This is a genomic window from Mesorhizobium sp. RCAM 06353 (genome assembly GCF_059683585.1).
Genome location: NZ_CM185031.1, coordinates 1,819,018 through 1,843,857, shown reverse-complemented (window position 1 = coordinate 1,843,857; position 24,840 = coordinate 1,819,018). Strand labels below are relative to the sequence as shown.

At 64.4% G+C, this 24,840-nt stretch carries 20 protein-coding genes, 1 pseudogene and 1 riboswitch; of the genes and pseudogenes, 10 read left to right on the top strand and 11 right to left on the bottom strand.

Annotation, left to right across the window (positions count from 1 at the left end; all coding sequences use genetic code 11):
- The first annotated feature begins 274 nt into the window (after window positions 1-274).
- From AC56QX_RS08600 to AC56QX_RS08585, 4 genes and pseudogenes are all read left to right on the top strand, one after another.
- Window positions 275-3,661: a helicase-related protein gene (locus AC56QX_RS08600; RefSeq protein WP_497115231.1), complete on the top strand. Its 3,387-nt coding sequence runs from the start codon at window positions 275-277 to the stop codon at window positions 3,659-3,661.
- Between the two features lie 16 nt (window positions 3,662-3,677).
- On the top strand, window positions 3,678-4,064 hold the full coding sequence (locus AC56QX_RS08595) for an RNA-binding S4 domain-containing protein (protein ID WP_497115229.1): 387 nt from the start codon (window positions 3,678-3,680) through the stop codon (window positions 4,062-4,064).
- A 250-nt stretch (window positions 4,065-4,314) separates the two neighbouring features.
- Window positions 4,315-4,654, top strand: a pseudogene (gene fdxA, locus AC56QX_RS08590) (ferredoxin FdxA).
- A gap of 371 nt (window positions 4,655-5,025) precedes the next feature.
- Window positions 5,026-5,607: a CarD family transcriptional regulator gene (locus AC56QX_RS08585; protein WP_010911999.1), complete on the top strand. Its 582-nt coding sequence runs from the start codon at window positions 5,026-5,028 to the stop codon at window positions 5,605-5,607.
- A gap of 80 nt (window positions 5,608-5,687) precedes the next feature.
- Here AC56QX_RS08585 and AC56QX_RS08580 read toward each other — a convergent pair whose 3' ends face one another.
- The 3 genes from AC56QX_RS08580 to AC56QX_RS08570 all read right to left on the bottom strand — a co-directional run bounded on the left by AC56QX_RS08580 (window position 5,688) and on the right by AC56QX_RS08570 (window position 8,034).
- Window positions 5,688-6,461 carry an amino acid ABC transporter ATP-binding protein gene (locus AC56QX_RS08580; RefSeq protein ID WP_497115227.1) on the bottom strand — a complete coding sequence of 258 codons (774 nt, stop codon included), beginning with the start codon at window positions 6,459-6,461 and terminating at the stop codon, window positions 5,688-5,690.
- On the bottom strand, window positions 6,458-7,138 hold the full coding sequence (locus AC56QX_RS08575) for an amino acid ABC transporter permease (protein WP_497115225.1): 681 nt from the start codon (window positions 7,136-7,138) through the stop codon (window positions 6,458-6,460). The genes AC56QX_RS08580 and AC56QX_RS08575 overlap by 4 nt, the downstream gene beginning before the upstream one ends.
- 122 nt (window positions 7,139-7,260) lie before the next feature.
- Complete coding sequence (locus tag AC56QX_RS08570; RefSeq protein ID WP_497115224.1) at window positions 7,261-8,034, bottom strand: amino acid ABC transporter substrate-binding protein; 774 nt, start codon at window positions 8,032-8,034, stop codon at window positions 7,261-7,263.
- A gap of 324 nt (window positions 8,035-8,358) precedes the next feature.
- Between AC56QX_RS08570 and AC56QX_RS08565 the strand changes: the two genes are divergently transcribed.
- Complete coding sequence (locus AC56QX_RS08565; protein WP_172222882.1) at window positions 8,359-9,222, top strand: RNA polymerase factor sigma-32; 864 nt, start codon at window positions 8,359-8,361, stop codon at window positions 9,220-9,222.
- A 17-nt stretch (window positions 9,223-9,239) separates the two neighbouring features.
- On the opposite strand, the gene AC56QX_RS08560 is transcribed toward AC56QX_RS08565, so the two are convergent.
- The 4 genes from AC56QX_RS08560 to thiB form a co-directional block, all read right to left on the bottom strand.
- The gene (locus AC56QX_RS08560; protein ID WP_497115222.1) at window positions 9,240-10,709 is read right to left on the bottom strand and encodes a M48 family metalloprotease; all 1,470 of its coding nucleotides are present in this window, start codon (window positions 10,707-10,709) and stop codon (window positions 9,240-9,242) included.
- Window positions 10,710-10,969: 260 nt separating this feature from the next.
- Window positions 10,970-11,746: a thiamine ABC transporter ATP-binding protein gene (gene thiQ, locus AC56QX_RS08555; protein WP_497115220.1), complete on the bottom strand. Its 777-nt coding sequence runs from the start codon at window positions 11,744-11,746 to the stop codon at window positions 10,970-10,972.
- On the bottom strand, window positions 11,739-13,364 hold the full coding sequence (thiP, locus tag AC56QX_RS08550) for a thiamine/thiamine pyrophosphate ABC transporter permease (RefSeq protein WP_497117713.1): 1,626 nt from the start codon (window positions 13,362-13,364) through the stop codon (window positions 11,739-11,741). Before thiP ends, thiQ begins: the two co-directional genes overlap by 8 nt.
- A gap of 8 nt (window positions 13,365-13,372) precedes the next feature.
- On the bottom strand, window positions 13,373-14,371 hold the full coding sequence (gene thiB, locus AC56QX_RS08545) for a thiamine ABC transporter substrate binding subunit (protein WP_497115218.1): 999 nt from the start codon (window positions 14,369-14,371) through the stop codon (window positions 13,373-13,375).
- A 43-nt stretch (window positions 14,372-14,414) separates the two neighbouring features.
- Window positions 14,415-14,529: riboswitch (TPP riboswitch) on the bottom strand.
- Window positions 14,530-14,617: 88 nt separating this feature from the next.
- Here thiB and AC56QX_RS08540 point away from each other — a divergent pair.
- The 4 genes from AC56QX_RS08540 to AC56QX_RS08525 all read left to right on the top strand — a co-directional run bounded on the left by AC56QX_RS08540 (window position 14,618) and on the right by AC56QX_RS08525 (window position 17,698).
- Window positions 14,618-15,277, top strand: a complete 660-nt coding sequence (locus AC56QX_RS08540) for a thiamine diphosphokinase (RefSeq protein ID WP_497115217.1) — start codon at window positions 14,618-14,620, stop codon at window positions 15,275-15,277.
- 1 nt (window position 15,278) lies between these two features.
- A complete protein-coding gene (locus AC56QX_RS08535; protein WP_497115215.1) occupies window positions 15,279-17,099 on the top strand; it encodes an ABC-F family ATP-binding cassette domain-containing protein in 1,821 nt (606 codons plus the stop codon).
- Window positions 17,100-17,216: 117 nt separating this feature from the next.
- The gene (locus tag AC56QX_RS08530; protein WP_497115213.1) at window positions 17,217-17,399 is read left to right on the top strand and encodes a type II toxin-antitoxin system CcdA family antitoxin; all 183 of its coding nucleotides are present in this window, start codon (window positions 17,217-17,219) and stop codon (window positions 17,397-17,399) included.
- A complete protein-coding gene (locus AC56QX_RS08525) occupies window positions 17,399-17,698 on the top strand; it encodes a CcdB family protein (protein ID WP_497115211.1) in 300 nt (99 codons plus the stop codon). The genes AC56QX_RS08530 and AC56QX_RS08525 overlap by 1 nt, the downstream gene beginning before the upstream one ends.
- A gap of 28 nt (window positions 17,699-17,726) precedes the next feature.
- Here AC56QX_RS08525 and AC56QX_RS08520 read toward each other — a convergent pair whose 3' ends face one another.
- Both AC56QX_RS08520 and AC56QX_RS08515 read right to left on the bottom strand, forming a co-directional pair.
- A complete protein-coding gene (locus tag AC56QX_RS08520) occupies window positions 17,727-19,424 on the bottom strand; it encodes a hypothetical protein (RefSeq protein ID WP_497115209.1) in 1,698 nt (565 codons plus the stop codon).
- Between the two features lie 76 nt (window positions 19,425-19,500).
- A complete protein-coding gene (locus AC56QX_RS08515) occupies window positions 19,501-20,799 on the bottom strand; it encodes an adenylosuccinate synthase (protein ID WP_497115207.1) in 1,299 nt (432 codons plus the stop codon).
- A gap of 213 nt (window positions 20,800-21,012) precedes the next feature.
- Here AC56QX_RS08515 and AC56QX_RS08510 point away from each other — a divergent pair, with 213 nt between their 5' ends.
- Window positions 21,013-21,924 (top strand): DMT family transporter, encoded by a 912-nt coding sequence (locus tag AC56QX_RS08510; RefSeq protein ID WP_497115205.1) that lies wholly within the window; start codon window positions 21,013-21,015, stop codon window positions 21,922-21,924.
- Between the two features lie 55 nt (window positions 21,925-21,979).
- Here AC56QX_RS08510 and serA read toward each other — a convergent pair whose 3' ends face one another.
- A complete protein-coding gene (gene serA, locus AC56QX_RS08505) occupies window positions 21,980-23,581 on the bottom strand; it encodes a phosphoglycerate dehydrogenase (protein WP_497115203.1) in 1,602 nt (533 codons plus the stop codon).
- A 60-nt stretch (window positions 23,582-23,641) separates the two neighbouring features.
- Entirely contained in the window at window positions 23,642-24,817 is a 1,176-nt protein-coding gene (locus tag AC56QX_RS08500; protein WP_497115201.1) for a phosphoserine transaminase, read from the bottom strand.
- Window positions 24,818-24,840: the final 23 nt, after the last annotated feature.

The following is a 24,840-nucleotide window of genomic DNA, read 5'->3' as shown; positions in this document are numbered from 1 at the left end:
CAGCATCTGGTGAGACTCAGGGTCACGAAATCCACATCTAGCCGTGAACAAAAGCTGAATCTGTCGGAGTCACTGATTCGTCGCCGATTCGTTCCAGACTCGTTCCAACTCTTAATCAGCAGCCGCTTAAGGGCTTGGCACAGAGGCCTTCGAGCCGACGGCGGAACATTCCGCTTTCGCTTCGCGCCCGAAATCCCTATGTGTCGCCTGTCATACGCGCCAGTTGAGGTGCGCTCCCGACAACCAGAGGCCAGAAAGCCTTATTTCCAGGTCGATGAACATCCAGCCGAAACACACAGAGCCGCTGATCCTGTCGGGCCGTGACGTGACCGCGGTGCTTGGCCCGACCAACACCGGCAAGACCCACCTCGCCATCGAGCGCATGGTGGCGCACGAAACCGGTGTCATCGGCCTGCCGCTCCGGCTGCTGGCCAGGGAGGTCTACAGCCGCGTCTGCGAAAAGGTCGGCGCCCACAAGGTCGCGCTGATCACCGGCGAGGAGAAGATCCAGCCGCCGGGCGCGAAATATTCGGTCTGCACCGTCGAGGCCATGCCGCGCGAGACCGACGCCGCCTTCGTCGCCATCGACGAGGTGCAGCTGGCCGGCGACCTCGAACGCGGCCACATCTTCACAGACCGCATCCTGCATCTGCGTGGCCGCCAGGAAACGCTGCTGCTTGGCGCGGCCACCATGCACGGTATCCTCCAGCGCCTGCTGAAAGGCGTCTCGGTGGTGACGCGGCCAAGGCTGTCGCATCTGGCCTATGCCGGTTCGAAGAAACTGACCCGCCTGCCACGCCGCACGGCGATCGTCGCCTTCTCCGCTGACGAGGTCTACGCCATCGCCGAGCTGATCCGCCGCCAGCAGGGTGGAGCGGCCGTCGTGCTCGGGGCGCTCTCGCCCCGCACCCGCAACGCCCAGGTGGCCTTGTTCCAGTCGGGCGATGTCGACTATCTCATCGCCACCGACGCCATCGGCATGGGCCTCAACCTCGATCTCGACCATGTCGCCTTCGCCCAGAACCGCAAATTCGACGGCTACCAGTACCGCAATCTGACGGCGGCCGAGCTCGGCCAGATCGCCGGCCGTGCCGGCCGGCATCTGCGCGACGGCACCTTTGGCGTTACCGGCCAGGTCGACCCGCTCGACGAAGACCTGGTCAAGAAGATCGAAGGCCATGATTTCGAGCCGGTGAAGGTGCTGCAGTGGCGCACCGCCCATTTCGACTTCGCCAGTCTGGATGCATTGAAACGCTCGATCGAGACCAACGCGCCGGTCGAGGGCCTGACGCGGGCGCTGCCGGCGGTGGACGCGCAGGCGCTCGAATACCTCTCCCGCGACGAGGACATCCGTGCGCTCGCCACCGATGCCAAGCGCGTGGCGCTGCTGTGGGAAGCCTGCGCGCTGCCCGACTACCGCAAGATCGCGCCCGCCCAGCATGCCGACCTCATCGCCTCGATCTATATGGACCTTGCCCGCCATGGCCATGTCGACGAAAACTACATGGCCGAGCAGGTGCGCCGCGCCGACACCACCGAGGGCGACATCGACACACTGTCGCACCGCATTGCCCAGATCCGCACCTGGACATTCGTGTCGAACCGGCCCGGCTGGCTGGCCGATCAGGCACACTGGCAGGAAAAGACGCGCGAAATCGAAGACAGATTGTCGGATGCGTTGCATGAGCGGTTGACGAAACGCTTCGTAGACCGCAGGACTTCCGTCCTCATGCGGCGCCTTAGAGAAAATACCATGCCTGAAGCCGAAATTAGTCCTACCGGAACCGTTCTTGTCGAAGGCCACCATGTCGGCGAGTTGCAAGGGTTCCGCTTCACCGCCGACCAGACCGCCGGCGGCGAAGACGCCAAGGCCGTGCGCACGGCCGCGCAAAAAGCGCTGGCCGCCGAATTCGAGGCGCGCGCCGAACGTTTTGGCGCCTGCGCCAATGGCGACCTCGCACTTGGCTCGGACGGCACACTGCGCTGGATCGGTGCACCGATCGGGACGCTGGTTTCCGGCGAAGACGCGCTGAAGCCGCGCCTGGTTCTGCTGGCCGACGAACAGTTGACCGGCCCGGCGCGCGACAAGGTCGCCGCGCGCGCCGAACGTTTCGTCAATTTCCAGATTGAAAGTCTATTGAAGCCGCTGGTCGACCTGAAGAACGCCGACCAGATTTCCGGCATCGGTCGTGGCATCGCCTTCCAGCTGGTCGAGAATTTCGGCCTCATCAACCGCCGCGATATCGCCGAGGAGATGAAGTCGCTCGATCAGGAGGGTCGTGCAGCGCTACGCCGGCTTGGCGTACGCTTCGGCGCTTATCATGTCTTCGTGCCGGCGCTGATCAAGCCGGCGCCCGCCGGACTGGTGACCTTGCTGTGGGCGCTGACGAATGACGGCAAGGACAAGCCTGGTTTCGGCGACGTGGTCCACGCGCTGGCGTCCGGCCGCACGTCCGTGGTCATCGATCCGACCTTCGACAAGGCCTTCTACAAGCTTGCCGGCTACCGCAACCTCGGCCGCCGGGCCGTGCGCATCGACATATTGGAACGGCTGGCGGATCTCATCCGTCCGGCGACCAACTGGAAACCCGGCCTCGGCCAGCGTCCGGACGGCGCCTATGATGGCCAGTCCTTCATGGTGACGCCGCCGATGATGTCGATCCTCGGCGCCACAGCCGACGACATGGAAGAGATCCTGAAAGGCCTGGGCTACCGCGCCGAGCCGAAGCCGCCGGCAGAAGTCAAGGCGCGGCTCGAGGCGCAGGACACTGCCGCACGCGAAGCCGTGGCTGCGAAACGCGCCGCGGAAGAGGCTGCGCGCGCCGAGCAGGCCAGAGCTGCGGAGGCTGCCGCAACAGATGCGGCCGCGGAGACAGCAGTCGAGGGTTCGGAACCAGTTGCCGCCGAGGCCTCCCTCGAAGCGCCGGCCGAGGTCATCGCCGAAACGGCAGCACAGCCCGTCGCTGTCGCTGAAGAGCCAACCGAAGCTCCTGCCGAAGTCACGGAAGAGCCCGCAACAGAGGCTGTCGCCGAAGCGGCTGCTGAACCTGCTGCCGAGCCAGAAGCGGAAGCCGAAACTGTCGAGGCCGAAGCAGCGGAGCCAGTTTTCGAAGCCGCGCCGGCGACGGAAGCGGTTTCGGGCGAACCCGCCGTGGTGGCTGAGGCGGCCGCCGGCGCGCCTGCCGAAGCCGAAGCGCCCAAGCCGATCCTGTTGTGGCGCCAGGGCCGTTTCGAACAGCGCCCGCGCCATCACGAAGGCCGAAACAACCGCCAGCGCAACGGACAAGCGCGCGGCCGAAACAATGCGCCGGCCGATGCCGCCGGTGCACCTGCTGCGGCCACGCCGGGCGAACGCCCGGCCCATGAAGGGCGGCGCGACGGCGCCGGCAAGCCGCGCTTCGACCGCTCGAAATTCAAGCCCAAGCCGCAGGCCGAAGGCGAACAGCGCCGCGATGGTCGCCCGCAAGGCGAGCGTCCCGAGCGCCGTGACGGCCGTCCCGACTGGAAGGGCGGCAGGCCCGAAGGCAAGGGCGGTCGCCCCGACCAGGGCGGCGCAAAGCAGGCCTTCCAGCCGAAGCCGCGCGAGGAACGTCCGGTGCGCTTCGATCCGGACTCGCCCTTCGCCAAGCTCGCCGCCTTGCGCGACCAGTTGAAGAAGTAGGCTCGGCTCGGGTTCGATGGTTGCTGAAGGCCGCCAGCGTATCGACAAATGGCTGTTCTTCTCGCGCGCGGTGAAATCGCGCTCGCTGGCGGCGAAGCTGGTCGTCGCCGGACGGGTGCGCATCAATCGCGACAAAGCAGCGCAGGCCTCCGATCTGGTCAAGCCGGGCGACGTCCTGACCATCACGCTCGACCGGCGCATCTTCGTCTGGAAGGTGCTCGCCGCCGGTGTCCGGCGCGGCCCGGCGGAAGAAGCCCGCACCCTCTATGAGGACATGTCGCCGCCGCCCGCACCCAAGGGCGAGGCGCTTCCCGATGCTATTCCGGCGCTGCGCGAGGCCGGCAGCGGCCGCCCGACCAAAAGAGAGCGCCGCCAGACCGACCGCTTGCATGGCGAAGATTGAGGCTTGCCGACCGGAACAGGGGCCGCGATCTCCAGGCCAACGGCGGACGCCCGACGGAACCGAACCCGGCAAACAAGACGCTCAACGCGACATCGCACGCCCCTGGCGCGCTTGCTGCCTGGAATTCCATTCCGGAAACGCCGAAGCCGTCGGGCATGGCAACCCTTGCAAGCGACGGGCAAAGGCGTTACCTCACGGAAAAAGCCCAAGAAAACTGGCCCATTAAGCTGGGACGTCCCGGAGCCGATCGATGACCTATGTCGTGACCGACAATTGCATCAAATGCAAATATATGGACTGCATTGAGGTCTGTCCGGTCGACTGTTTCTATGAAGGCGAGAACATGCTCGTCATCCATCCCGACGAGTGCATCGACTGCGGCGTCTGCGAGCCCGAATGCCCCGCCGACGCGATCAAGCCCGACACCGAGCCCGGCCTCGACAAATGGCTACAGATCAACACCGAATATGCCGACAAATGGCCCAACATCACCGCCAAGAAGGAGCCGCCGGCGAGACGCTAAGACCTTCGACGGCGAGGCCGGCAAGTTCGAGAAATACTTCTCCGCCGAGCCCGGCGAAGGCGATTGACAACAAGGCGGCAAAAGCCGGTATTACGCTAGGTAAGAGCCTTGCCGCATCAACCGCCTTGACAGGCGGCGCGGACCTGTGGCCTTCGCGAATGCAGCAAAACCTTGATTCTTCCGACTTTTTGTGTTACATCAGCGAAACATGCCGGTGACACAACGTCGATTTATGGCGCAGACGCCCCAAATCACTGAAAGGTGAAAATCCCACTCCGGACCAGAGCGATCTGGGCCAGGCGGTCGCAGTTCGTGCGGTTTGCCGGTCCCGGCCTTTCCGGTGGGGTTCATCTGTTGTGCGGCTAACGATCGGTTTCCCCGGTCGCACGAGTTCGGGCCGGCAGGACGCCGGTACCACAACAAGGAGTTCAGGGCGTAATGGCAACGATCACCCCCCAGAAGAAGTCCACTGGTGCGCGTCATGGTTTCAAGACCGGCGAGTACATCGTCTACCCGGCGCACGGCGTTGGCCAGATCGTGTCGATCGACGAGCAGGAAGTGGCTGGCCACAAGCTTGAACTGTTCGTCATTGACTTCCAGAAGGACAAGATGCGCCTGAAGGTTCCGGTCGCCAAGGCGACCTCCATCGGCATGCGCAAGCTGTCGGAAGAGGATTATGTCGAGCGCGCGCTGAAGGTCGTGCAGGGCCGTGCCCGCGTCAAGCGCACCATGTGGTCGCGCCGCGCCCAGGAATATGATGCCAAGATCAATTCGGGCGACCTGATCTCGATCTCGGAAGTCGTGCGTGACCTCTATCGCGCCGACAACCAGCCGGAGCAGTCCTATTCCGAGCGCCAGCTCTATGAGGCGGCACTCGACCGCATGGCCCGCGAAATCGCGGCCGTCAACCGCATGTCGGAAACCGAAGCCGTGCGCCTGATCGAGGTCAACCTCAACAAGGGCCCTAAGCGCGGCGCCAAGGCCGACAATGAGGAAGCCGAGCAGGAAGAAGCTGCCTGATCTCTTTCGCCTCTGGATTTGAAAAACCCGGCCTCGCGCCGGGTTTTTTGTTTTTCGGACAGGCGAAGCAAGGGCCGCGCCTACGCCTGGCTGCCGCCCTCCTTCTCCGCCTCCTGCTTCAGCGTCGCGATGAAGCGTTTCGTCCGTTGCTGCTCCGGATTGCCGAACAGCACGGCGGACGGCCCCTTCTCGACGATGACGCCGGCATCGAGGAACACCGCTTCCTGCGCGATCTTGGAGGCGAGGCGCAGATCATGCGTCGCCATCACCATGGTCGTGCCCTCGCTGGCGAGCTTGCCAAGCACGTCGACCACTTCTTGTGCCAGTTCCGGGTCTAGCGCCGAAGTCGGCTCGTCGCAGAGCAGCACTTTTGGCGACGGCGCCAGCGCCCGGGCGATCGCGACGCGCTGCTGCTGGCCGCCTGACAGCGTCGCCGGCCAGGCATCGGCCTTGTGCGCCATGCCGACCTTTTCCAGCAGGGCGAGCGCCCGCTCGCGCGCCTTCTCAGGCGACCATTTCAGCACCGTCACCAGCCCTTCCATGACATTCTCGATCGCCGTGCGATGCGGGAACAGCTGGAAGTTCTGGAACACCATGCCGGTCTGCAGGCGCAGGCGCTGGATGTCGCGGGCCGAGACCTTGCCGCCTGGGCGGAACTCGAGCGTCTCGTCGCCAATGCGCACGGTTCCTGAGGTGGGTATCTCCAGCAGGTTGATGCAGCGCAGAAGCGTACTCTTGCCGCCGCCCGAGGGGCCGACGAGGGCCGTGACACTGCCTTCGGCGATGGTAACGGTGACACCCTTCAGCACGAGATTGTCGCCGAAGCGCTTTTCGATGTTGCTGAGGCCGATCACGAGCGTGCCTCCAGGAAGCCGCCATAGCGATTGAGCCGGGTTTCCAGCCGCGTCTGCAGGGCCGACAGCACCGAGCTCAGCGCCAGATAGAGGATCGCCGCCTCGACATAGAGGATCAGCGGCTCATAGGTGGTGGCGACGATGCGCTGCGCCGCCTGGAACATCTCCGGCACGGTGACGGCGGCGGCCAGCGACGTGTCCTTGACCAGCGAGATGAAGGTGTTGGAGAGCGGCGGCACCGCGACGCGGCCGGCTTGCGGCAGGATGGTGCGCCGCATCGCCTGGCTCCAGGTCATGCCGATCGAATAGGCGGCTTCCCACTGGCCTTTCGGCACCGAGCCGATCGCCGCGCGGATGATTTCCGACGTGTAGGCACCGATGTTCAGCGTGAAGCCGATCAATGCCGCCGTGAAGGCGTCGAGCAGGATGCCGACCGACGGCAGGCCATAGAAGATCAGGAACAGCTGCACCAAAAGCGGCGTGCCGCGGAAGATCCAGACATAGAAGCGCACCAGCGCGACCAGCGGCTTCGGTCCGAACAGCCGGCCGAGTGCTGCCCCCAGGCCAACCGTCAAGCCGAGGACAAAGGACAGCAGCGTCAACGGGACGGTGAAGATCAGAGCGGCCCAGAGCAGCGAAGGCAGCGACTCCAGCATCAGTTGCAGCCAGTGCGGCACGAAAGGCCTCCAGAATGAATGGTCGGATGCGGGCGCCATATCACGACAAACGCGGCGAGCCGTCAAAGACGCTCGCCGCTGGATACGCGGTAGGGCCGGCAACCGGCCCACCTCAAGAAAAATTACTTCGAAACGTCCTGGCCGAAATAGGTGTCGGCGATCTTCTTGTAGGTGCCGTCGGCCTTGATGTCGGCCAGCGCCTTGTTGATGGCGGCAACCAGTTCCGGATCGCCCTTGCGCACGATGACGCCGGAATAGTCGGCGTTTTCCTCTTGCGCCGCGATCTTCACATTGGCGTCGGGCTTGTGCTTCTTGAAGTCGAGGAACGATAGGCTGTCATTGATCGTAGCGTCGGCGCGGCCGGTCAAAAGCAGCTGGATCGACTGGTCGAAGCCATCGGTGCCGACCAGTTCGGCGCCGTTCGTCTCAGCCAGCTTACCAAAGTTCGAGGTCAACGACTGCGCCGACTTCTTGCCCTTGAGATCGGCGAAGGTCTTGATGTCGGTGTTGTCGCCGCGCACGATCAGCACAGCCTTTGAGGCGATGTAGGGATCGGAGAAATCATACTTGGCCTTGCGGGCATCGGTGATGCCGACTTCGTTGATGACGGCGTCATAACGGCTGACATCGAGACCGGCGATCAGCCCGTCCCACTTGCCTTCGAGGAACTCGACCTTGACGCCGAGCTTGTCGCCGATTGCCTTGGCGATCTCGACATCGAAGCCGACCAGCGTGCCGGAAGCGTCATGAAAGGTGAAGGGCGCGTAGGTGCCCTCGGTGCCCACCTTGAGGGTGCCTGCCTGCTTGATCTGATCGAGATTCGCGCCGGCGTGGCCCGATGTGACCGCCAGGGCCTGCAGCGTTCCGGCGACGATAAGCGATTTGAGCCATTTCATTTTTTTGTGATCCCGTCCTTAGCCTATGTCAGGCCTGTTGTGAGGGCTGGAAAATGACAGATGCGGGCCGAAAGAATAAGGAACCAGATTTCAAAAACAAAGAGTTTCTGAAACCAAATTCTCTGAAAGGGATTTCTCGCAGCGTCTGAAGCCCCGGGGAACGATTTCAAAATCGCCCGGCCAGCACCGCTCGCCGCCGCGCGCCAGCGGAACCTTTCTCGCGCATGGCAGTTTTGGCTGTTCTAGGGCGCGACGCCGCGATTTCAACCGGTGCCCTGCCAAGTTCGTAACGTCAGTCATATCGCCTGAGCCAGGGAGCGCCTCATGATGGAAGACACGGCAGGACGGATCATGGTCCGCGCGGCGATGAAGGCGCCCTACCTCGAACGGGACGAGGAACATCGGCTGGCCTTGCTCTGGAAGGAAGACAACGACCAGAACGCGCTGCACTGCATCACCGTCGCCCATATGCGGCTGGTCATTTCCATGGCCTCCAAATTCCGCCACTACGGCCTGCCGCTCGGCGACCTGATCCAGGAAGGCCATGTCGGCCTGCTCGAGGCCGCCGCCCGCTTCGAGCCCGAGCGCGAAGTGCGGTTTTCGACCTATGCAACCTGGTGGATCCGCGCCTCGATGCAGGATTACATCCTGCGCAACTGGTCGATCGTGCGCGGTGGCACCAGTTCGGCGCAGAAAGCCCTGTTCTTCAATCTGCGACGGTTGCGTGCCCGGCTGGCGAACGGCGCGGAGCCGCTTTCCAACACAACCCTCTACCGCGAGGTGTCGGTCGCGCTTGGCGTCTCCGAGGCTGACGTGGCGATGATGGATTCACGGCTGTCGGCGCCTGACTCCTCACTCAACATGCCGCTTGGCGACGATGCCGGCGCCACCGAGCGGATGGACTTCCTGGTCTCGGACGATCCCCTTCCCGACGAGATTGTCGGCGACAAGATCGATGTCGCACGTCGCTCGCTGTGGCTGAAAGAGGCCCTTCACGCGCTCAACGCGCGGGAACTCAGGATCATCGAGGAACGCCGGCTGAACGATGAGGGCGCAACGCTTGAAGCGCTCGGCGAGACGCTCGGCATTTCCAAGGAACGCGTCCGCCAGATCGAGGCCCGCGCCATGGAAAAGCTGAAGGTCGCGCTGGTGAAACAGAACCCGGAATTCCTGGCGACAGCCGCCTGATTCGGCCGCGACGGACGCTATTTATCCGTAACGATCTTGACCTTGTCGCCGGCCGAAACCGCAGCACCCGGTGACAGCGCATTGAGCACCCGGAACAGGTCGAGCTTGCGGTCGACGCCGACCATCTGCGCGGCGAGCGTGCCCATGGTCTGGCCCGGCTGCACGGTAAGCACGCGGATATGCAGCGGCTTCAAGGCCGCCTTTTCGGCGGGGCTCAGAATACGGAATGATCCGCTTACCGAGCGCGCCACCGTCTCCAGCGACGTGCTGGCCGAAGGGGCCGCGGTCAGCAGCCGGTAGACCTGGCCGCCGGCACGGATCACCGCGATGTCGAACTGCCAGCCTTCGGCACCGGCATGCGCGGTCGCGGCCTCGTTGCCGTTGATCGTTTCCTGCTTGACGGTGCTGTCGTCGAGACCAGCCACCCAACCGCTTCTGATATAGTCGGTCAAGGCGCGGTTCTTGTCGATCGAAACGCCGTCGAAGCGGATCGCAATGTCGCCCGGCCCGGTCGCCGTCACTGCTGCCGCCGAATTGTCGATGATGAAACCGTCCGGCACCGTGAACGACACGCCGAGGCCCGGATGCAGGAAGGTCTCGCCGCGCACATAGCCTTCTTCCGGCGTGTCGCCGTAGAGCAGGCCGTCAATGCCGGCGAGGAAAGAATCGCGGTCGCGCGTGCCGACGCCGGGCGCGCCGAACTGGCGGGCATGGCGCTGCGCCAGATCGATGCGCTGCGGCGTGTTGGGATGCGTCGCCAGGAAGTCGAGGCTGGCGTCGGTGGCGCCGCTGATCGAACGGAAATCGGTGTAGGCCGACATCGACTGCAGGAAGCGTCCGGCAGCGTATGGGTCGTAGCCGGCTTCGCCGATCGACTTGATGCCGATGGCGTCTGCCTCCAGCTCCTGGTTGCGCGAGAACTGCGCCAGCCTGAGCTTGCCTCGGATCAGCGCCGCCTTGGCGGTCGGGCTGTCGCCCAACACGTCGGAGACCACCTTGGTCGCCAGGCCTTCCTCGGCCTCCAGCTGCTGACGCTGCAAACCGTGGTTGGCGGTGACGTGGCCCATCTCATGCGCGATGACGGCGGCGAGCTCGGACGAATCATTGGCCAGCGCCAGCAGGCCGCGCGTGATGTAGAGATAGCCGCCCGGCAGCGCGAAGGCGTTGACGTTGGGCGAATTGAGAATGGTGATGCGATAGGTCTGGGTCGGGTTGGCCGACACCACCGTCAAATTGCCGACGACTTTGGCGACCATGCGCTCGAGCTTGGGATCGGAATATTCGCCGCCATAGGTGGCCAGGATGCGCGGATGCTGCGCCTTTGCCAGCTCCGCAAGCTTGTTGTTGGCGCCGACATTGTCGACCGTGATCGGCTTGTCGGAAGGCTGGAAGCCGGATTCCTGCACGTCCGGAGGCGTGAACATCTGGCAGCTTGCCAAGGCCACGGCAAAGCCGGCCAGCGCCAGAAAGCGCGCCAGCGGATTCATTCTTAGCCTGTCAACGCCGATCGCCAGAACGGCTTCCTTTCGGGTCCCGGCGCATGACGACGACGATCGGGGGCGATCTTCGAAGAGTGTCACGCGCTACTTCAAACTGCTACAGCATCCGTCGCACGTCCCTCAGGGCGGACGGCGGATGCTGTAGGCAAATCACGGCGTGTGCCGGACCGGTATCGAGCGGACCTAGCCACACTACTCCAGTCATGGCAAGCAAGCGCCATATCGCCTCGAACCGGTTTGGGCGTAAATTATGTCCGCTTCCGGGCAATATCTCGTGATCCAGCCGTCTGGAAGTTTGTGCCAACATAGCGCCGGAACGCCTCGGGACCAGCCCCGGCAAAAAAATCGTCCGCCGTGCCGGTGGCAGCGACGGCGCCATTGTCCAGGAACACCACATTCTGGCCGATGCGGCGGGCATCCTCCGGTTGATGCGTGACGAACAACACCGTCATGCCGCGCTCGGCATGGAGACCGGCAACCAGGTCGAGCATGTCGTCGCGCAAGGCGGGACCTAGCGAAGCAAAGGGCTCGTCGAGCAGAAGCACCGGGCGATCGCGCACCAGCACGCGCGCCAGGGCAACGCGCTGGCGCTCGCCGCCGGACAGTTCGCGCGGCAGGCGTTTCTCCTTGCCGGCAAGGCCGGTGCGCGCCAGCGCCTCGGCGATGGCGATACGATCGGTCTCGGCCAGCCGCAGCGATGGCGAGCGGCCGAGGCCGACATTCTGCTCGACGGAAAGATGGGCGAAAAGGTTGTTTTCCTGGAACACCATCGACACGGGCCGCGCGGCCGGCGGCGCGGCGCCGACATCGGCCCCGCCGATCAGCACGCGGCCGGATTGTGGTGTCTCGAAGCCGGCGACCAGGTTGAGCAGCGTCGACTTCCCCGAACCGCTCGGCCCCATGATGGCGGTGACTTCCGCTGCGGCGAAGTCGACATCGAAGGCGAACGATGCCTCGCCATAGCTGAACGAGACCTTGTCCAGCCGCACCGGAACGCCCTTCCTGCCCATCGCCCCGTCAGACATTGCGGACCTTTTCCCTTCCCAGCCGGTCCGCTGCCAGCACCAAGGCGAAGCAGACCAGGCCAAGTAGCAGCGCCAGGCCGGCGGCGTCCTCGGTGCGGTAACTGCCCATGCGCGAAAGCAGAAGGTAGGGCAAGGTCTGCACGGAATCACTGCCGAACAGCGCGATGACGCCGAGATCGCCGAGCGACAGCGCCATGGCGAAGGCGAAAGCGGTGGCGAGCGGACGGCGCAGAGATGGCCAGTCGACCAGCCGCAGCCTGGCCCAGCCGGAGATACCCAGCTGCGCGCATAGCCGTTCATGACGCTCGCTCGCCGCGTCATAGGCGGGGCGGACGGCGCGCAGCGCGAACGGCATGGCCATGACCGCATTGACGGTCACGACCATGACCGGGGCGACGGCAAAGACGTCGCCGACGTGGCGTAGCAACAGGAACCAGCCGGCGCCGATGACGATCGGCGGCACGACCAGGACAAAGCCTGCGCCGGTATCGGTGACATGTTCAAGCAGTGTCTTTGGGCCAGCGCGGCGGCCCAGCGCCAGCGCCCGGCGGGCCATGGTCAGCGCCAGTGACAGCATCACCGAAAGCAGCGCCGACAGGAAGGCGAGCACGGCGCTGGTCAGCGTCGCCTGCCGCACGGCCGCTTCGCCGCCGAGCCGGCCGAGATCGGCACCCAAGCCTGCCACTAAGGTCGCCGCCATCGGTCCGACAACGAACAGCAACGCCAGCACGATGAGCGCGGCGTTCAGCGATGCTTCGGTCCCGTTGACGGAGAGATAGCGGCGCGGCGCCACCGGCAGGTTGGTGTCGCCGACGACATTGGCGCCGAGCCGCGTCAGCGCCAGCACGGCGACAAAGGTCAGCGCGATCTGCAGCAATGTCAGCGTCACCGCACGCGCGGGATCGAAGTCGAAGCGCAGCGCCTGATAGATGCCGACCTCGAGCGTCGTTGCGGCCGGCCCACCGCCAAGCGTCAAAACGATGGTGAAGGAGGTGATGCAGAGCATGAAGACCAGCCCGGCGACCCCGGGCAAGGCGGCGCGCAGCGTCGGCCATTCGATCAGCCGGAACGCCGGCCGCGCCCCCATGCCAAGCTGGCTCGCCAGTCGCCATTGGTCGGCGGGAATGGTCTGCAGCGCCTCGAGGAACAGCCGGACGCTGAGCGGCAGGTTGAAGAAGACATGGGCGACGAGAATGCCGGACAGGCCGTAAATGCCTGGCCAGCCCTGACCGCCGACCGTGCTCAAAATGCCGGCGAAATAGCCGGCGCGGCCGTAGAGCGCCAGGATACCAAGCGCCGCGACGATCGCCGGCAGCGCCAAGGGCACGGCGAAAAGCTGCAGGATGAAAGCGCGGCCGAAAAAGCGCGGATGCCGCGACAGGGCACGCGCCACGAACAGGGCTGGGCCGACAGAAAGCAGCGTCGAAAGGATTGCCTGCCAGAGAGTGAAGCGCACGACGCGCAGGAGATAGGGATCGAAAGCTGCCCAGGCGCCCGAGAGGTCATGAGCGCCTTCGATAAGCAGTCCGGCGAACGCGCCGCCGATCAACAGCGCGATGGCGGCAAGCGCGATGATGCCGGCGCCGACACGATGATCCGTGGGATGCGCCGGCGCCATCGCGTTGCCTACTTGCTCATCACCGCCAGCCACTCATCGACCCAGGCCTTGCGGTTGGCCGCAACCTCCTCAGGGCTGAACAGCAGCGTCTTGGTCGGCTTGACCAGTTTGGCGAAGGCCGGGTTGAGCGGCTTGTCTGTCTTGCCTGCCGGGAACATCCAGTTGGTCTCAGGGATGGCATCCTGGAATTTCGGTCCGGTCATGAAGGCCATGAACTTTTCCGCCAGTGGGTTCTTTGCTCCGGTCGTGGTGATCCCCGCGACTTCGATCTGCAGATACTCGCCTTCTTCGAAGGACGCCGCCTGGTAGCGCTCGGTATTCTCCGCGACCATGTGGTAGGCCGGCGACGTGGTGTAGGACAGCACCATCGGCGCCTCGCCCTTGGTGAACAGGCCATAGGCCTCGCTCCAACCCGGCGTCACGGTGAGCACCTTTGTCTTGAGCTTGGCCCAGGCTTCCGGCGCCTTGTCGCCATAGACCGACTTCACCCACAAAAGCAGGCCGAGGCCCGGTGTCGAGGTGCGCGGATCCTGGATGACGATCTTGTCGTCGGCACTGCCTTCGACCAGATCCTTCAGGCTCTTGGGCGGCGTCTTCAGCTTCTGCGTGTCATAGACGACGGCGAAATAGCCGTAGTCGAAGGGAACAAAAGTGTCGTCGCTCCAGCCGCCCGGCACGTTGATATCGCTCACCGCGCCATGCGCGGCAAACAACCCGCTAGCCTTGGCGTCGGCGGTCAGATTGGTGTCGAGGCCGAGCACGATATCGGCCTTGGTCGACGCGCCTTCGAGCTTGACGCGGTTGAGCAGGGCGACGCCATCGGCGACCGAGACGAACTCGACGTCGCAGCCGCATTCGGCCTCGAATTCCTTCTTCACCACCGGTCCTGGACCCCAGTCGGCGGTGAAGCTCTCATAAGTGTAGACGGTGAGCTTGTCCTTGGCCAAGGCCGGCCCGGACAGCGCCACGACCATGGAAGAAACAAGAGAGTATAAAAGCGTGCGCATCGGCGCCTCCTTCGTTCGAATTGAAAGGAATTGAGGCGTCGGACTGTCCGAAACGTCTAATCCCTCCGCCGGTACAAACCGGATCAGGTTCAGCGGGTTGGCGAGATTGCCTCTCAGCCGGTCCGCGAAGATCGCAGCCGGCACCCCGTTAGAGCGTTTCGACACATAGGCCCGGCCGAGGAACCGCGCAAGTGGCAGTTTGCCGGCCTTCCGTTTCCGCTGCCGGGCTGGTACAGGCCACCAGATATGAGCACATTCACCATCCTGCTTGGCGGCGATCTCATCCGCACGCCCCGGCTCGACCGCCAGGTCGAAGGCTCGCGCGTCATCGCCGCCGACGCCGGCATCGGCCATGCCCGGTTGCTCGGCCTTGTGCCTGAACTGTGGGTGGGCGATTTCGATTCCGTGCCGGCCAATCTGCCGGACGATCTCGCTGCCGTTCCCCGCCAGACCTTTCCGGCGGAAAAGGACAAGACCGACGGCGAACTGGCGATCGCTGCGGCCCTCGAGCGCGGCGCGACTCGCCTGGTGCTGGCGGGTGCTTTTGGCGGCAAGCGCGCCGACCACGCCTTCCTGCATCTGGCGCTCGCCCTGCGGCTGGCCGAGGCTGGAACGGACGTGCTGCTGACCAGTGGCGCCCAGGAAGGCGTGCCATTGCTGTTGGGAAAGGCCGGCTTCGACTATGCCGACGGCATGCTGTTTTCGATCCTCGGCTTTTCCGAGCTTGCCGGCCTGACCGTCACCGGCGCCAAATGGCCGCTCAACCAGGTCGAGGTGGCCTTCGGCTCGTCACTGACCATTTCCAACGAGGTCAAGCTCGAAAAGACCGGGGGCCGCCTCGAAATCGCACTCGGCCACGGCCGCGCGCTGCTGCTCGCTCATCCCTATCCCTTGCCCGAAAGCTGACATGGCCCCGCCCCTTCTCAACCTCGACGGGATAAAACTGACCTTCGGCGGCACGCCGCTGCTCGACGGCGCAGCCCTGACGGCTTCGGCCGGCGACAAGATCGCGCTGGTCGGCCGCAATGGATCGGGCAAGTCGACGCTGCTCAAGATCGCCGCCGGCCTGATCGAACCGCAGGACGGCGAGGTCTTCCGCCAGCCCTCGGCGACCGTCCGCTATCTGCCGCAGATGCCCGACATGGAAGGTTTTGCCACCGTACGCGCCTATGTCGAGGCCGGGCTTGGTCCCGCCGATGATCCCTACCGCGCCAGCTATCTGATGGAGCATCTCGGCCTCACAGGCGAGGAGCGGCCGACCGATCTGTCTGGCGGCGAGGCGAGGCGCGCAGCACTTGCCCGCGTCATGGCGCCCGAGCCCGACATCCTGCTGCTTGATGAGCCGACTAACCATCTCGATCTGTCCGTCATCGAATGGCTGGAAGAGGAACTCATCCGCACCTCCTCGGCGCTCATCGTCATCTCGCACGACCGCCGTTTCCTCGAGCGCGTGTCGCGCGCCACCGTATGGCTCGACCGTGGCCAGACCCGCAGACTGGACAAGGGTTTTGGCCATTTCGAGGAATGGCGCGACCTGGTGCTGGAAGAAGAAGAGCGCGAGCAGCACAAGCTCGGCCGCCAGATCGTGCGCGAGGAACACTGGTTGCGCTACGGCGTGACCGCGCGACGCAAGCGCAACATGCGCCGGCTCGGCGAGCTACAGACCATGCGCAAGAATTTTCGCGGTCATCGCGGCGCCGAAGGCAACGCCACCATGGTGGCGAGCGACGCCGCCGAATCCGGCAAGCTGGTGATCGAAGCGAAGAACATCGAGAAGAGCTTTGGCGATCTCACCGTGGTCAAGGGCTTCTCGACCCGCATCCAGCGCGGCGACCGCGTCGGCCTCGTCGGGCCGAACGGCGCCGGTAAGACCACGCTTTTGAAGATGCTGACCGGCGAGATGAAGCCGGATGCTGGCTCGGTGCGGCTCGGCACCAATCTGGAGATCGCCACGCTCGACCAGAAGCGCGAGGCGGTCGACCCGCAGGAGACACTGGCACAATACCTGACCGACGGGCGCGGCGAAAACCTCGTCATCAATGGCGAACAGCGCCATGTCGTCTCCTATATGAAGGACTTCCTGTTCAAGCCGGAACAGGCGCGCACCCCGGTGCGCGAGCTGTCCGGCGGCGAGCGGGCGCGGCTGATCCTGGCGCGCGTGCTGGCGCGGCCGGCGAACCTTCTGGTGCTCGATGAGCCGACCAACGATCTCGATATGGAGACGCTGGAACTGCTGCAGGAACTGGTCGCCGGTTTTGCCGGCACCGTCATCCTGGTCAGCCACGACCGCGACTTCCTCGACCGCACGGTGACCAGCCTGATCGCGCCGGACGGCGACGGGCGCTGGATCGAATATGCCGGCGGCTATTCCGACATGCTGGCGCAGCGCGGCGGCACCCGGCTCGACGACCGCAAGGCGCGCGCCAAGACCGAGGCCGGCGATGCGCCGGCGCCGGGCAAGAGCGAACCGGCGGCTCCCAAAGGCCCGGCCAAAAAACTGTCATTCAAGCAGAAGTTCGCACTGGAGTCGCTGCCGAAGAAGATCGAGGCGGTGACCGCTTCAATCTCGCGGCTGGAAAACAACATTGCCGACCCCGCCTATTACGAGCGCGATCCCGCCTCCTTCCAGAAAACCATCGCCGCCCTCGACAAGGAACGCGCGACACTGGCCGCGCTCGAGGAGGAATGGCTGGAGTTGGAGATGTTGCGCGAGGAGATGGAGGGGTGAACAATTGCATGCGGTCTTTTATGCGCGTATGTTATGCGCATAAAGAAAGGCATTTCCATGCTTCAATCCCCGCCAAAACCTCAGCGAACGTCCGTCAATACGTCCATTGACTCTCAGTTGATCAAGGACGCCAAAGCGCTGGGCATCAACATCTCCCGCGCTGCCGAGGCAGGTATCGCGAAAGCGATAGCGGCAGAAAAAACGCGGCGTTGGCAGGAAGAAAACAAGGAAGCCATCGAAAGCTCCAACGATTATGTCAGAAAGAACGGACTGCCGTTGGCCAAATACCGGCCGTTCTGATGGCACGCTACGATTTCTATCGGAATGATGAGAGCGACGGCTATCTTCTCGACGTGCAGTCAGACATTCTTGAAGGGCTGAGCACGAGGGTCGTCGTTCCTTTGATGCCGCCCAAGATTTCCCCGCTTCCCGCCCGGCGACTGAACCCGATCTTTGCCATAAACGGCAAAGATCATGTGATGGTCACACAGTTTGTCTCGGCCTTCAGCGCTTCCGAATTGCGGAACCCTGAGGGAAATCTTTCCAGGCACCACGACGACATCGTCGCCGCGCTCGACATGCTGTTTCAGGGCTTCTGAGCGAAGGCAGCCTCTACGGCGTGCCCTCTCAGCCCGCCGTCTTCGCCTGCCAGGCCTTGATCGCCTCGTCGAACACCTTCTCGCCGGGAATGCCCTTTTCCATGGTCAGCAATGCCCGCCGGCCGGTCTTGTAGACAACCGGCACGTCGATCCAGTCCTGGCCGCGCAACAAGGTCATGTTGGCGTCCTCGTCGGCCTTGGTGTCGTTGAGCGCGACGAGGAAGAAACCGTCGGCGATCTTGGCCGGAATGCCGATCAGCGGGCTGCCAGCATCCTGTTCGGAGCTTTTCATGGCGACGCGCAGGATGTTGTCGACACCGCCGCCCTCAAAACCGTCGGGCGTCAGGAAGATCATCTCGATGATATGGCTAGCCGGCAGCGTCTGGTCGGTGTTGCGGCGGATGGTCATGCGCAACTGGATGTCCTTGCCGGGGATGGTTGCTTCGGCGCGGATCGCCGGTTCGGGCGGCAGGTCGCCGCCGGGCGATTCCTGCACCAGCGACCAGACGATGCTGCCGGGCTCGGCCGAACCCTGTGCCGTGCTGGTGCGCTCCTCATAGAAGATCGCCTTCTGGCCGACCGGCACGGAGGTCGCCGTCGCCGGAGCGGCCGCCGGTGTCGCGGGCGTGGCACCCGCGGGTGCTGCCGGCGGCGTGGCGGCGGCATCGGCCGGCGCCGCTGGCGCGGTTCCGTTGGCAGGCGGGGTTGCGGCGGGCGCGGTGCCTGCCGCGGGTGCGGTCGCAGCAGGTGCCGCAGCAGCAGGCGTCGCCGCGGCGGGCGCGGCTGCAGCCGGAGGTGCCGAGACCGGCGCATTCGTGGCGGTGGGCGGCGTCGTCAGCGCGGCGACGGATTCACCCTCGCCTATGCCGGTTTGTCCACCGGCCGGGCCGGGGTCCGTTTCGCCACCTTCAGGCGTAAGCCGCTGCGTGAATTTCGTCCCTTCGGCACCTGCCGCGGGCGCCGGCGGCGTCGCCGCAACGTCGGTCGCCGGCTTGGCCGGCGCCGGCTTCACCGGTTCGGTCTTGGCAACAACCTTGCTGCCGTCCAGCCCCAGCATCTTGCTGAAGGCGTCCTTGTTCAGCCAGATGCCATAGCCGCCGCCGGCAACGACCAGCAGGGCAACGACGGCGGCAATCAGCCCGCCATAACTGCGCTTGCGCTCGGCCGGCCGCAGGCGTGGGAAAGCGTCAGCTTCCGCGACCGGCTCGTCGTCGTTCGGGAAGACGTCATCCTGACCATCGTCGCGATCCGCAAGCATGCCCGGCAGCGGCTGGTCCGCCGGCTTCGGGGCAGGCTGCACCGGTGCGGGCTGCCAGCTCGGCTCGACTTTCGCGGCGGGCGGCGGCGCAGGGCGGTAGGGTTCCGGCTTGTAGGGTTCCGGCTTGGCAACCGGCGGCGCCGGCCACGCCGGCTCCGCTTTCACCGGCTGGCGCGTGTGGCTTGGCTGGTTCTTGTTGCGGTCGATCGAGGAAAAGATGTGTTCCAGTTCGGCGAGCGGATCAGTTTCCGACACGCTCTTGGCATAGTCACGCTCGACGCTCGCAATGGCGTCTTCCAGGGAACGCTTCTGCTTGGCCACGACATCGGCCGACAGCGGCGGCGAAAATTCCGCAAGCTTCTTGACCAGCGCGGAACGCGCGCCGTCATAGGTCCGCGTGCGCGTCTCGGGCGTCGGCTCGCCATACTTGTCGAGCGCCTTTTTCAGAACAGCAACAAAATCTGCCATGCTTCAGTCGACCTGTATTTTTGCTTCCGCGCCGGCCCCCGCAAATCAGCCGCGATGCCCGGAAAGGCTTCAGAAACTAGTCTTGAAACGGATCGGTCACAAGTATCGTGTCGTCCCGTTCCGGGCTGGTGGAGAGGAGGGCGACCGGCGCACCGATCAGCTCCTCTATGTATCGGACATATTTGACCGCCTGGGCCGGGAGATCGTTCCAGCTGCGCGCGCCGGCAGTGGTGCCTTTCCACCCTTCCAGCGTCTCGTAGACCGGTTCGACACGGGCCTGCGCACCTTGGCTTGCCGGCAGGTAGTCGATCATCTCGCCGTCAAGGCGATAGCCGGTGCAGACCTTGATCTCGTCCAACCCGTCGAGCACGTCGAGCTTGGTCAGTGCGATGCCCTTGATGCCGTTGACGGCGACAGCCCGGCGCACCAGCACCGCGTCGAACCAGCCGCAGCGGCGCTTGCGCCCGGTGACGACGCCGAATTCATGGCCACGCGTACCGAGGAATTCGCCGATGTCGTTCTTCTGTTCGGTCGGGAACGGCCCTTCGCCGACGCGCGTCGTGTAGGCCTTGGTGATGCCCAGCACATAGCCGATGGCGCCCGGACCGACGCCGGAGCCGGCGGCGGCCTGCCCGGCCACGGTGTTCGACGAGGTGACGAACGGATAGGTGCCGTGGTCGATGTCGAGCAACGTGCCTTGCGCGCCCTCGAACAGGATGCGCTCGCCGGCACGGCGCTTGTCGTCGAGGATCTTCCAGACACGGTCCATATAGGGCAGGATCTCGTCGGCGACCGAGGTCAGTTCACTCATGATCGCGTCATGCGTGACTTCGGCATGGCCAAGCCCACGGCGCAGCGCATTGTGGTGCGTCAGCAGCCTGTCGACCTTCAAGGGCAGTGTTTCCAAATCCGCCAGATCCATCACCCGCACCGCGCGCCGACCCACCTTGTCCTCATAGGCCGGACCGATGCCCCGGCGGGTCGTGCCAATCTTCGTCCCGGAATTTGAAGCGGCGTCCTCGCGGAATCCGTCCAGCTCCCGGTGCAGTGACAGGATAAGCGCTGTGTTTTCGGCTATTTTCAGGCGATCCGGCGTCACTTCGACGCCCTGCGCCTTGAGCTTCGCCACTTCCGCCACGAAAGCATGCGGGTCGAAGACCACGCCATTGCCGATGATGGATAGCTTGCCCTGCCGCACGACACCGGACGGCAACAGCGACAGCTTGTAGACCTTGCCGTCGACGACCAGCGTGTGGCCGGCATTGTGGCCGCCCTGGAAACGCACCACGACATCGGCACGTTCCGATAGCCAGTCGACGATCTTGCCCTTGCCTTCGTCGCCCCACTGCGAGCCGACGACCACCACATTGGCCATGTTTCTTTTCCCTTGAGACGCCGCCAAGCGGCTTGGATATGGTTCGAAACGACAGGCCTCTATAGCGTCAAGACCTCGCGAGTGCGACCTTTCTTTGCCGCCGAAAATGCCCTGAGGCACAACAATTTTCGGCTTTGACATCATTTACTTGGGCTGACGGGGGCAATAGGCCGGCAAACACCGCAACGCATCCGTCGCGGCCGGAATCCCGCGATGCACCGAAGCGCCTATATATTCCTGCTGCTCACCACCTTGTTGTGGGGCGGCAATTCGGTGGCCGGCAAGCTTGCGGTCGATCACGTCTCGCCGATGACGCTGGTCTTCCTGCGCTGGGTGCTGGCGGTGGCGATCCTGCTGCCGATCGGCTGGCGCACGATCCAGGAGGACTGGCCCGTGGTACGCCGGCACTGGTTCGTCCTGGCTGCACTCGGCGCCAGTGGCTTCACCCTGTTCAACACCATCTTCTACACGGCGCTCAACTACACGACCGCGATCAACGTCTCGATCGAACAGGCGGCGATGCCGATCCTGATCATGACAGCCAATTTCATCTTCTTCCGCCTGCGCGTGAACTGGGCGCAGATTGCAGGCGTAGTGCTGACTATTGCCGGCGTCATCCTGACAGCTTGCCACGGCGACCCGCGCCGGTTGTTGACGCTGGAGCTCAACTTCGGCGACGGCATCATGCTGGTGGCGGTCATCCTTTACAGCGGCTATTCGGTCGGCTTGCGGCTGAAGCCGGCGATGCATTGGCAGAGCCTGATGCTGGCGATGTCGATCGCCGCACTCATCACCTCACTGCCCTTCTTGCTGTGGGAGGTCGCCGCCGGCAAGGTGATCGTGCCCGATGCACGCGGGTGGACGGTCATCGTCTACACCGCGATCGGCGCCTCGGTCATTTCGCAGATAACCTACATCAGGGGCAACGAGCTGATCGGCGCCAACCGCGCCGGCCTGTTCATCAATCTGGTGCCGATCTTCGGCACGCTGCTTTCGGTGCTGATCGTCGGCGAAACGTTCCAGCTCTATCAGGCGCTGGCGCTGGTCCTCGTGCTGGGCGGCATCGCGCTCGCCGAATACAGCGGGCGCAAGAAGGCGATGCTGGACCGCCCCAGGACGCGCTGAGCAGCAAGGAGGCGCGACCAAGGCCGCGCCTTCTGATCTCTGGGAAAGGCCGGGATCAGATCCCGCCGACGTCGAACTGCAGCCGCTTGGCCGAGTCGATCGACTTGTGCGCCCGCACCTGCTCCAGCACGTTTTCCGGGAACGGTGCATCGAGATAGAGCAGCGCGATGGCGTCGCCGCCCGGCCGGTTACGGCCAAGCTGGAAGTTGGCGATGTTGACGCCGTTCTCGCCGCACACCGTGCCGAGCAGGCCGATGATGCCGGGCGCATCGGCATTGGTGGTGTAGAGCATGTGCTGGCCGACCTCGGCATCGAGGTTGATGCCCTTGATCTGGATGAAACGCGGCTTGCCGTCGGAGAAACAGGTGCCGGCGATCGAGCGTGTCCTGTGCTCGGTCTTGACGGTCAGCTTGATGTAGCCGTCGAACACGCCCGACTTGTCGCGCTTGACCTCGGCGACGATGATGCCGCGCTCCTTCACCATGATCGGCGCCGACACCATGTTGACGTCGGCGACCTGCGGCCGGATCAGCCCGGCAAGTGCCGCACTGATCAGCGCGCGCGTGTTCATTGTGGCGGTCGAGCCGTCGAACAGGATCTCGACCTCCTTGATCGGATCCTCGGTGACCTGGCCGACAAAGGCGCCGAGCACTTCGGCGAGCTTGACGAACGGCTTCAGCCGCGGCGCTTCCTCCGCCGTGATCGACGGCATGTTGATGGCGTTGGAGACCGCGCCCTTGATCAGATAGTCCGACATCTGCTCGGCGACCTGCAGCGCGACATTCTCCTGCGCTTCCGCCGTCGAGGCGCCGAGATGCGGTGTCGCCACCACGTTCTCCATGCCGAACAGTTCGTTCTGTTCGGCCGGCTCGACCTCGAACACGTCGACGCCGGCGCCCGCCACCTTGCCGCTCTTCAGCGCCGCGATCAGATCGGCCTCGACGACCAGCCCGCCGCGCGCGCAATTGATGATGCGCACGCCCTTCTTCATCTTGGCGATTGCCGCGGCATCGATGATGTTGCGTGTCTTGTCGGTCAGCGGTGTGTGCAGCGTGATGAAGTCCGCGCGCGCGAACAGCTCGTCGAGTTCGACCTTGTCGACGCCAAGTTCCTCGGCACGCTTGTCCGACAAGAACGGGTCGAAGGCGATGACATGCATCTTCAGTCCAACGCCGCGTGTGGCGACGATCGAACCGATATTGCCGCAGCCGATCACGCCCAGCGTCTTGCCGGTGATCTCGACACCCATGAAGCGGTTCTTCTCCCACTTGCCGGCATGGGTCGAAGCGTTGGCTTCCGGGATCTGGCGCGCCAGCGCGAAGATCATCGCCACGGCATGTTCGGCCGTCGTGATCGAATTGCCGAAGGGCGTGTTCATCACGATGATACCCTTGCGGCTGGCCGCCGGTATATCGACATTGTCGACGCCGATACCGGCGCGGCCAATTACCTTGAGGTTCGTGGCGGCGCTGATCAGCTTCTCGGTGACCTTGGTCGCCGAGCGGATGGCGAGGCCGTCATACTGGCTGATCACTTCAAGCAGCTTTTCCTTGTCCTTGCCGAGGTCGGGCAGATAGTCGACCTCGACGCCGCGATCCTTGAAGATCTGCACGGCGGTGGGAGAGAGTTTGTCAGAGACGAGAACGCGGGGCGCCATGGCGGCCTCCTTGAAAATGGGATTGTCGGGGAAATGGCGGCCCGCAGGCCGCCATGAATCTCAGGCCGCCGCTTTCAGCGACGCCTTCTGCGCGGCGAAGGCCCAGTCGAGCCAGGGCAGTAGCGCTTCGAGATCTGACGTCTCGACCGTCGCACCGCACCAGATACGCAGGCCGGGAGGCGCGTCGCGATAAGAGCCGATGTCAAAGGCGACGCCTTCCTTGTCGAGCGCCGAAACCAGCCCCTTGGCAAAAGCCGCCTGCCCGTCAGCGTCGAGCGCCGCGATATCCGGATCGGTGAAGGACAGACATACGGACGTGTTCGACCGCGTCGCAGGCTCGACGGCGAGATGGCCGAGCCAGGATGATTTGCTGACAAAGCCGTCGAGGACAGCCGCATTGGCATCCGCCCTGGCGACCAGGGCATCGAGGCCACCGATCGACTTCGCCCAGTGGAGCGCGTCGAGATAGTCCTCGACGCACAGCATCGACGGCGTGTTGATGGTCTCGCCCTTGAAGATGCCCTCGATCAGCTTGCCGCCCGAGGTCAGGCGGAAGATTTTCGGCAGCGGCCATGAAGGCTTGTAGCTCTCCAGCCGCGCGACGGCGCGGGGCGACAGGATCAGCATGCCATGCGCGCCCTCGCCGCCCAGCACTTTCTGCCAGGAGAAGGTGACGACATCGAGCTTTTCGAAATCAAGCTTTTGCGCGAAGGCGGCCGAAGTCGCGTCGCAAATGGTCAGGCCCTTGCGATCGGCAGGGATGAAATCGCCGTTCGGCACGCGCACGCCGGACGTGGTCCCGTTCCAGGTGAAGACCACGTCGCGGTCGAAATCGATCTTGGCCAGATCCGGCAGGTCGCCATAGCCGGCTTCGAGCTTACGCACATCGGCGAGCTTCAACTGCTTGACCACATCGGTGACCCAGCCGGAGCCGAAGCTTTCCCAGGCGACCATGTCGACGCCGCGCTCGCCGAGCAGTGACCACAGCGCCATCTCGACCGCGCCGGTGTCCGACGCCGGCACGATGCCGATGCGGTAGCCTGCCGGGACCTGAAGGATTTCGCGCGTCAGCTCGATCGCCTGTTCGAGCTTGGTCTTGCCGATCTTGGCGCGATGGGAACGGCCGAGCGCGGCATTTTTGAGCGCCTCGACCGACCAGCCGGGACGTTTCGCGCAGGGACCTGAGGAGAAATTGGGGTTTGCCGGACGGAGTCCGGGCTTCGTATGCGTCGTCATCGTGGTCTATCCTTCCAGATAGT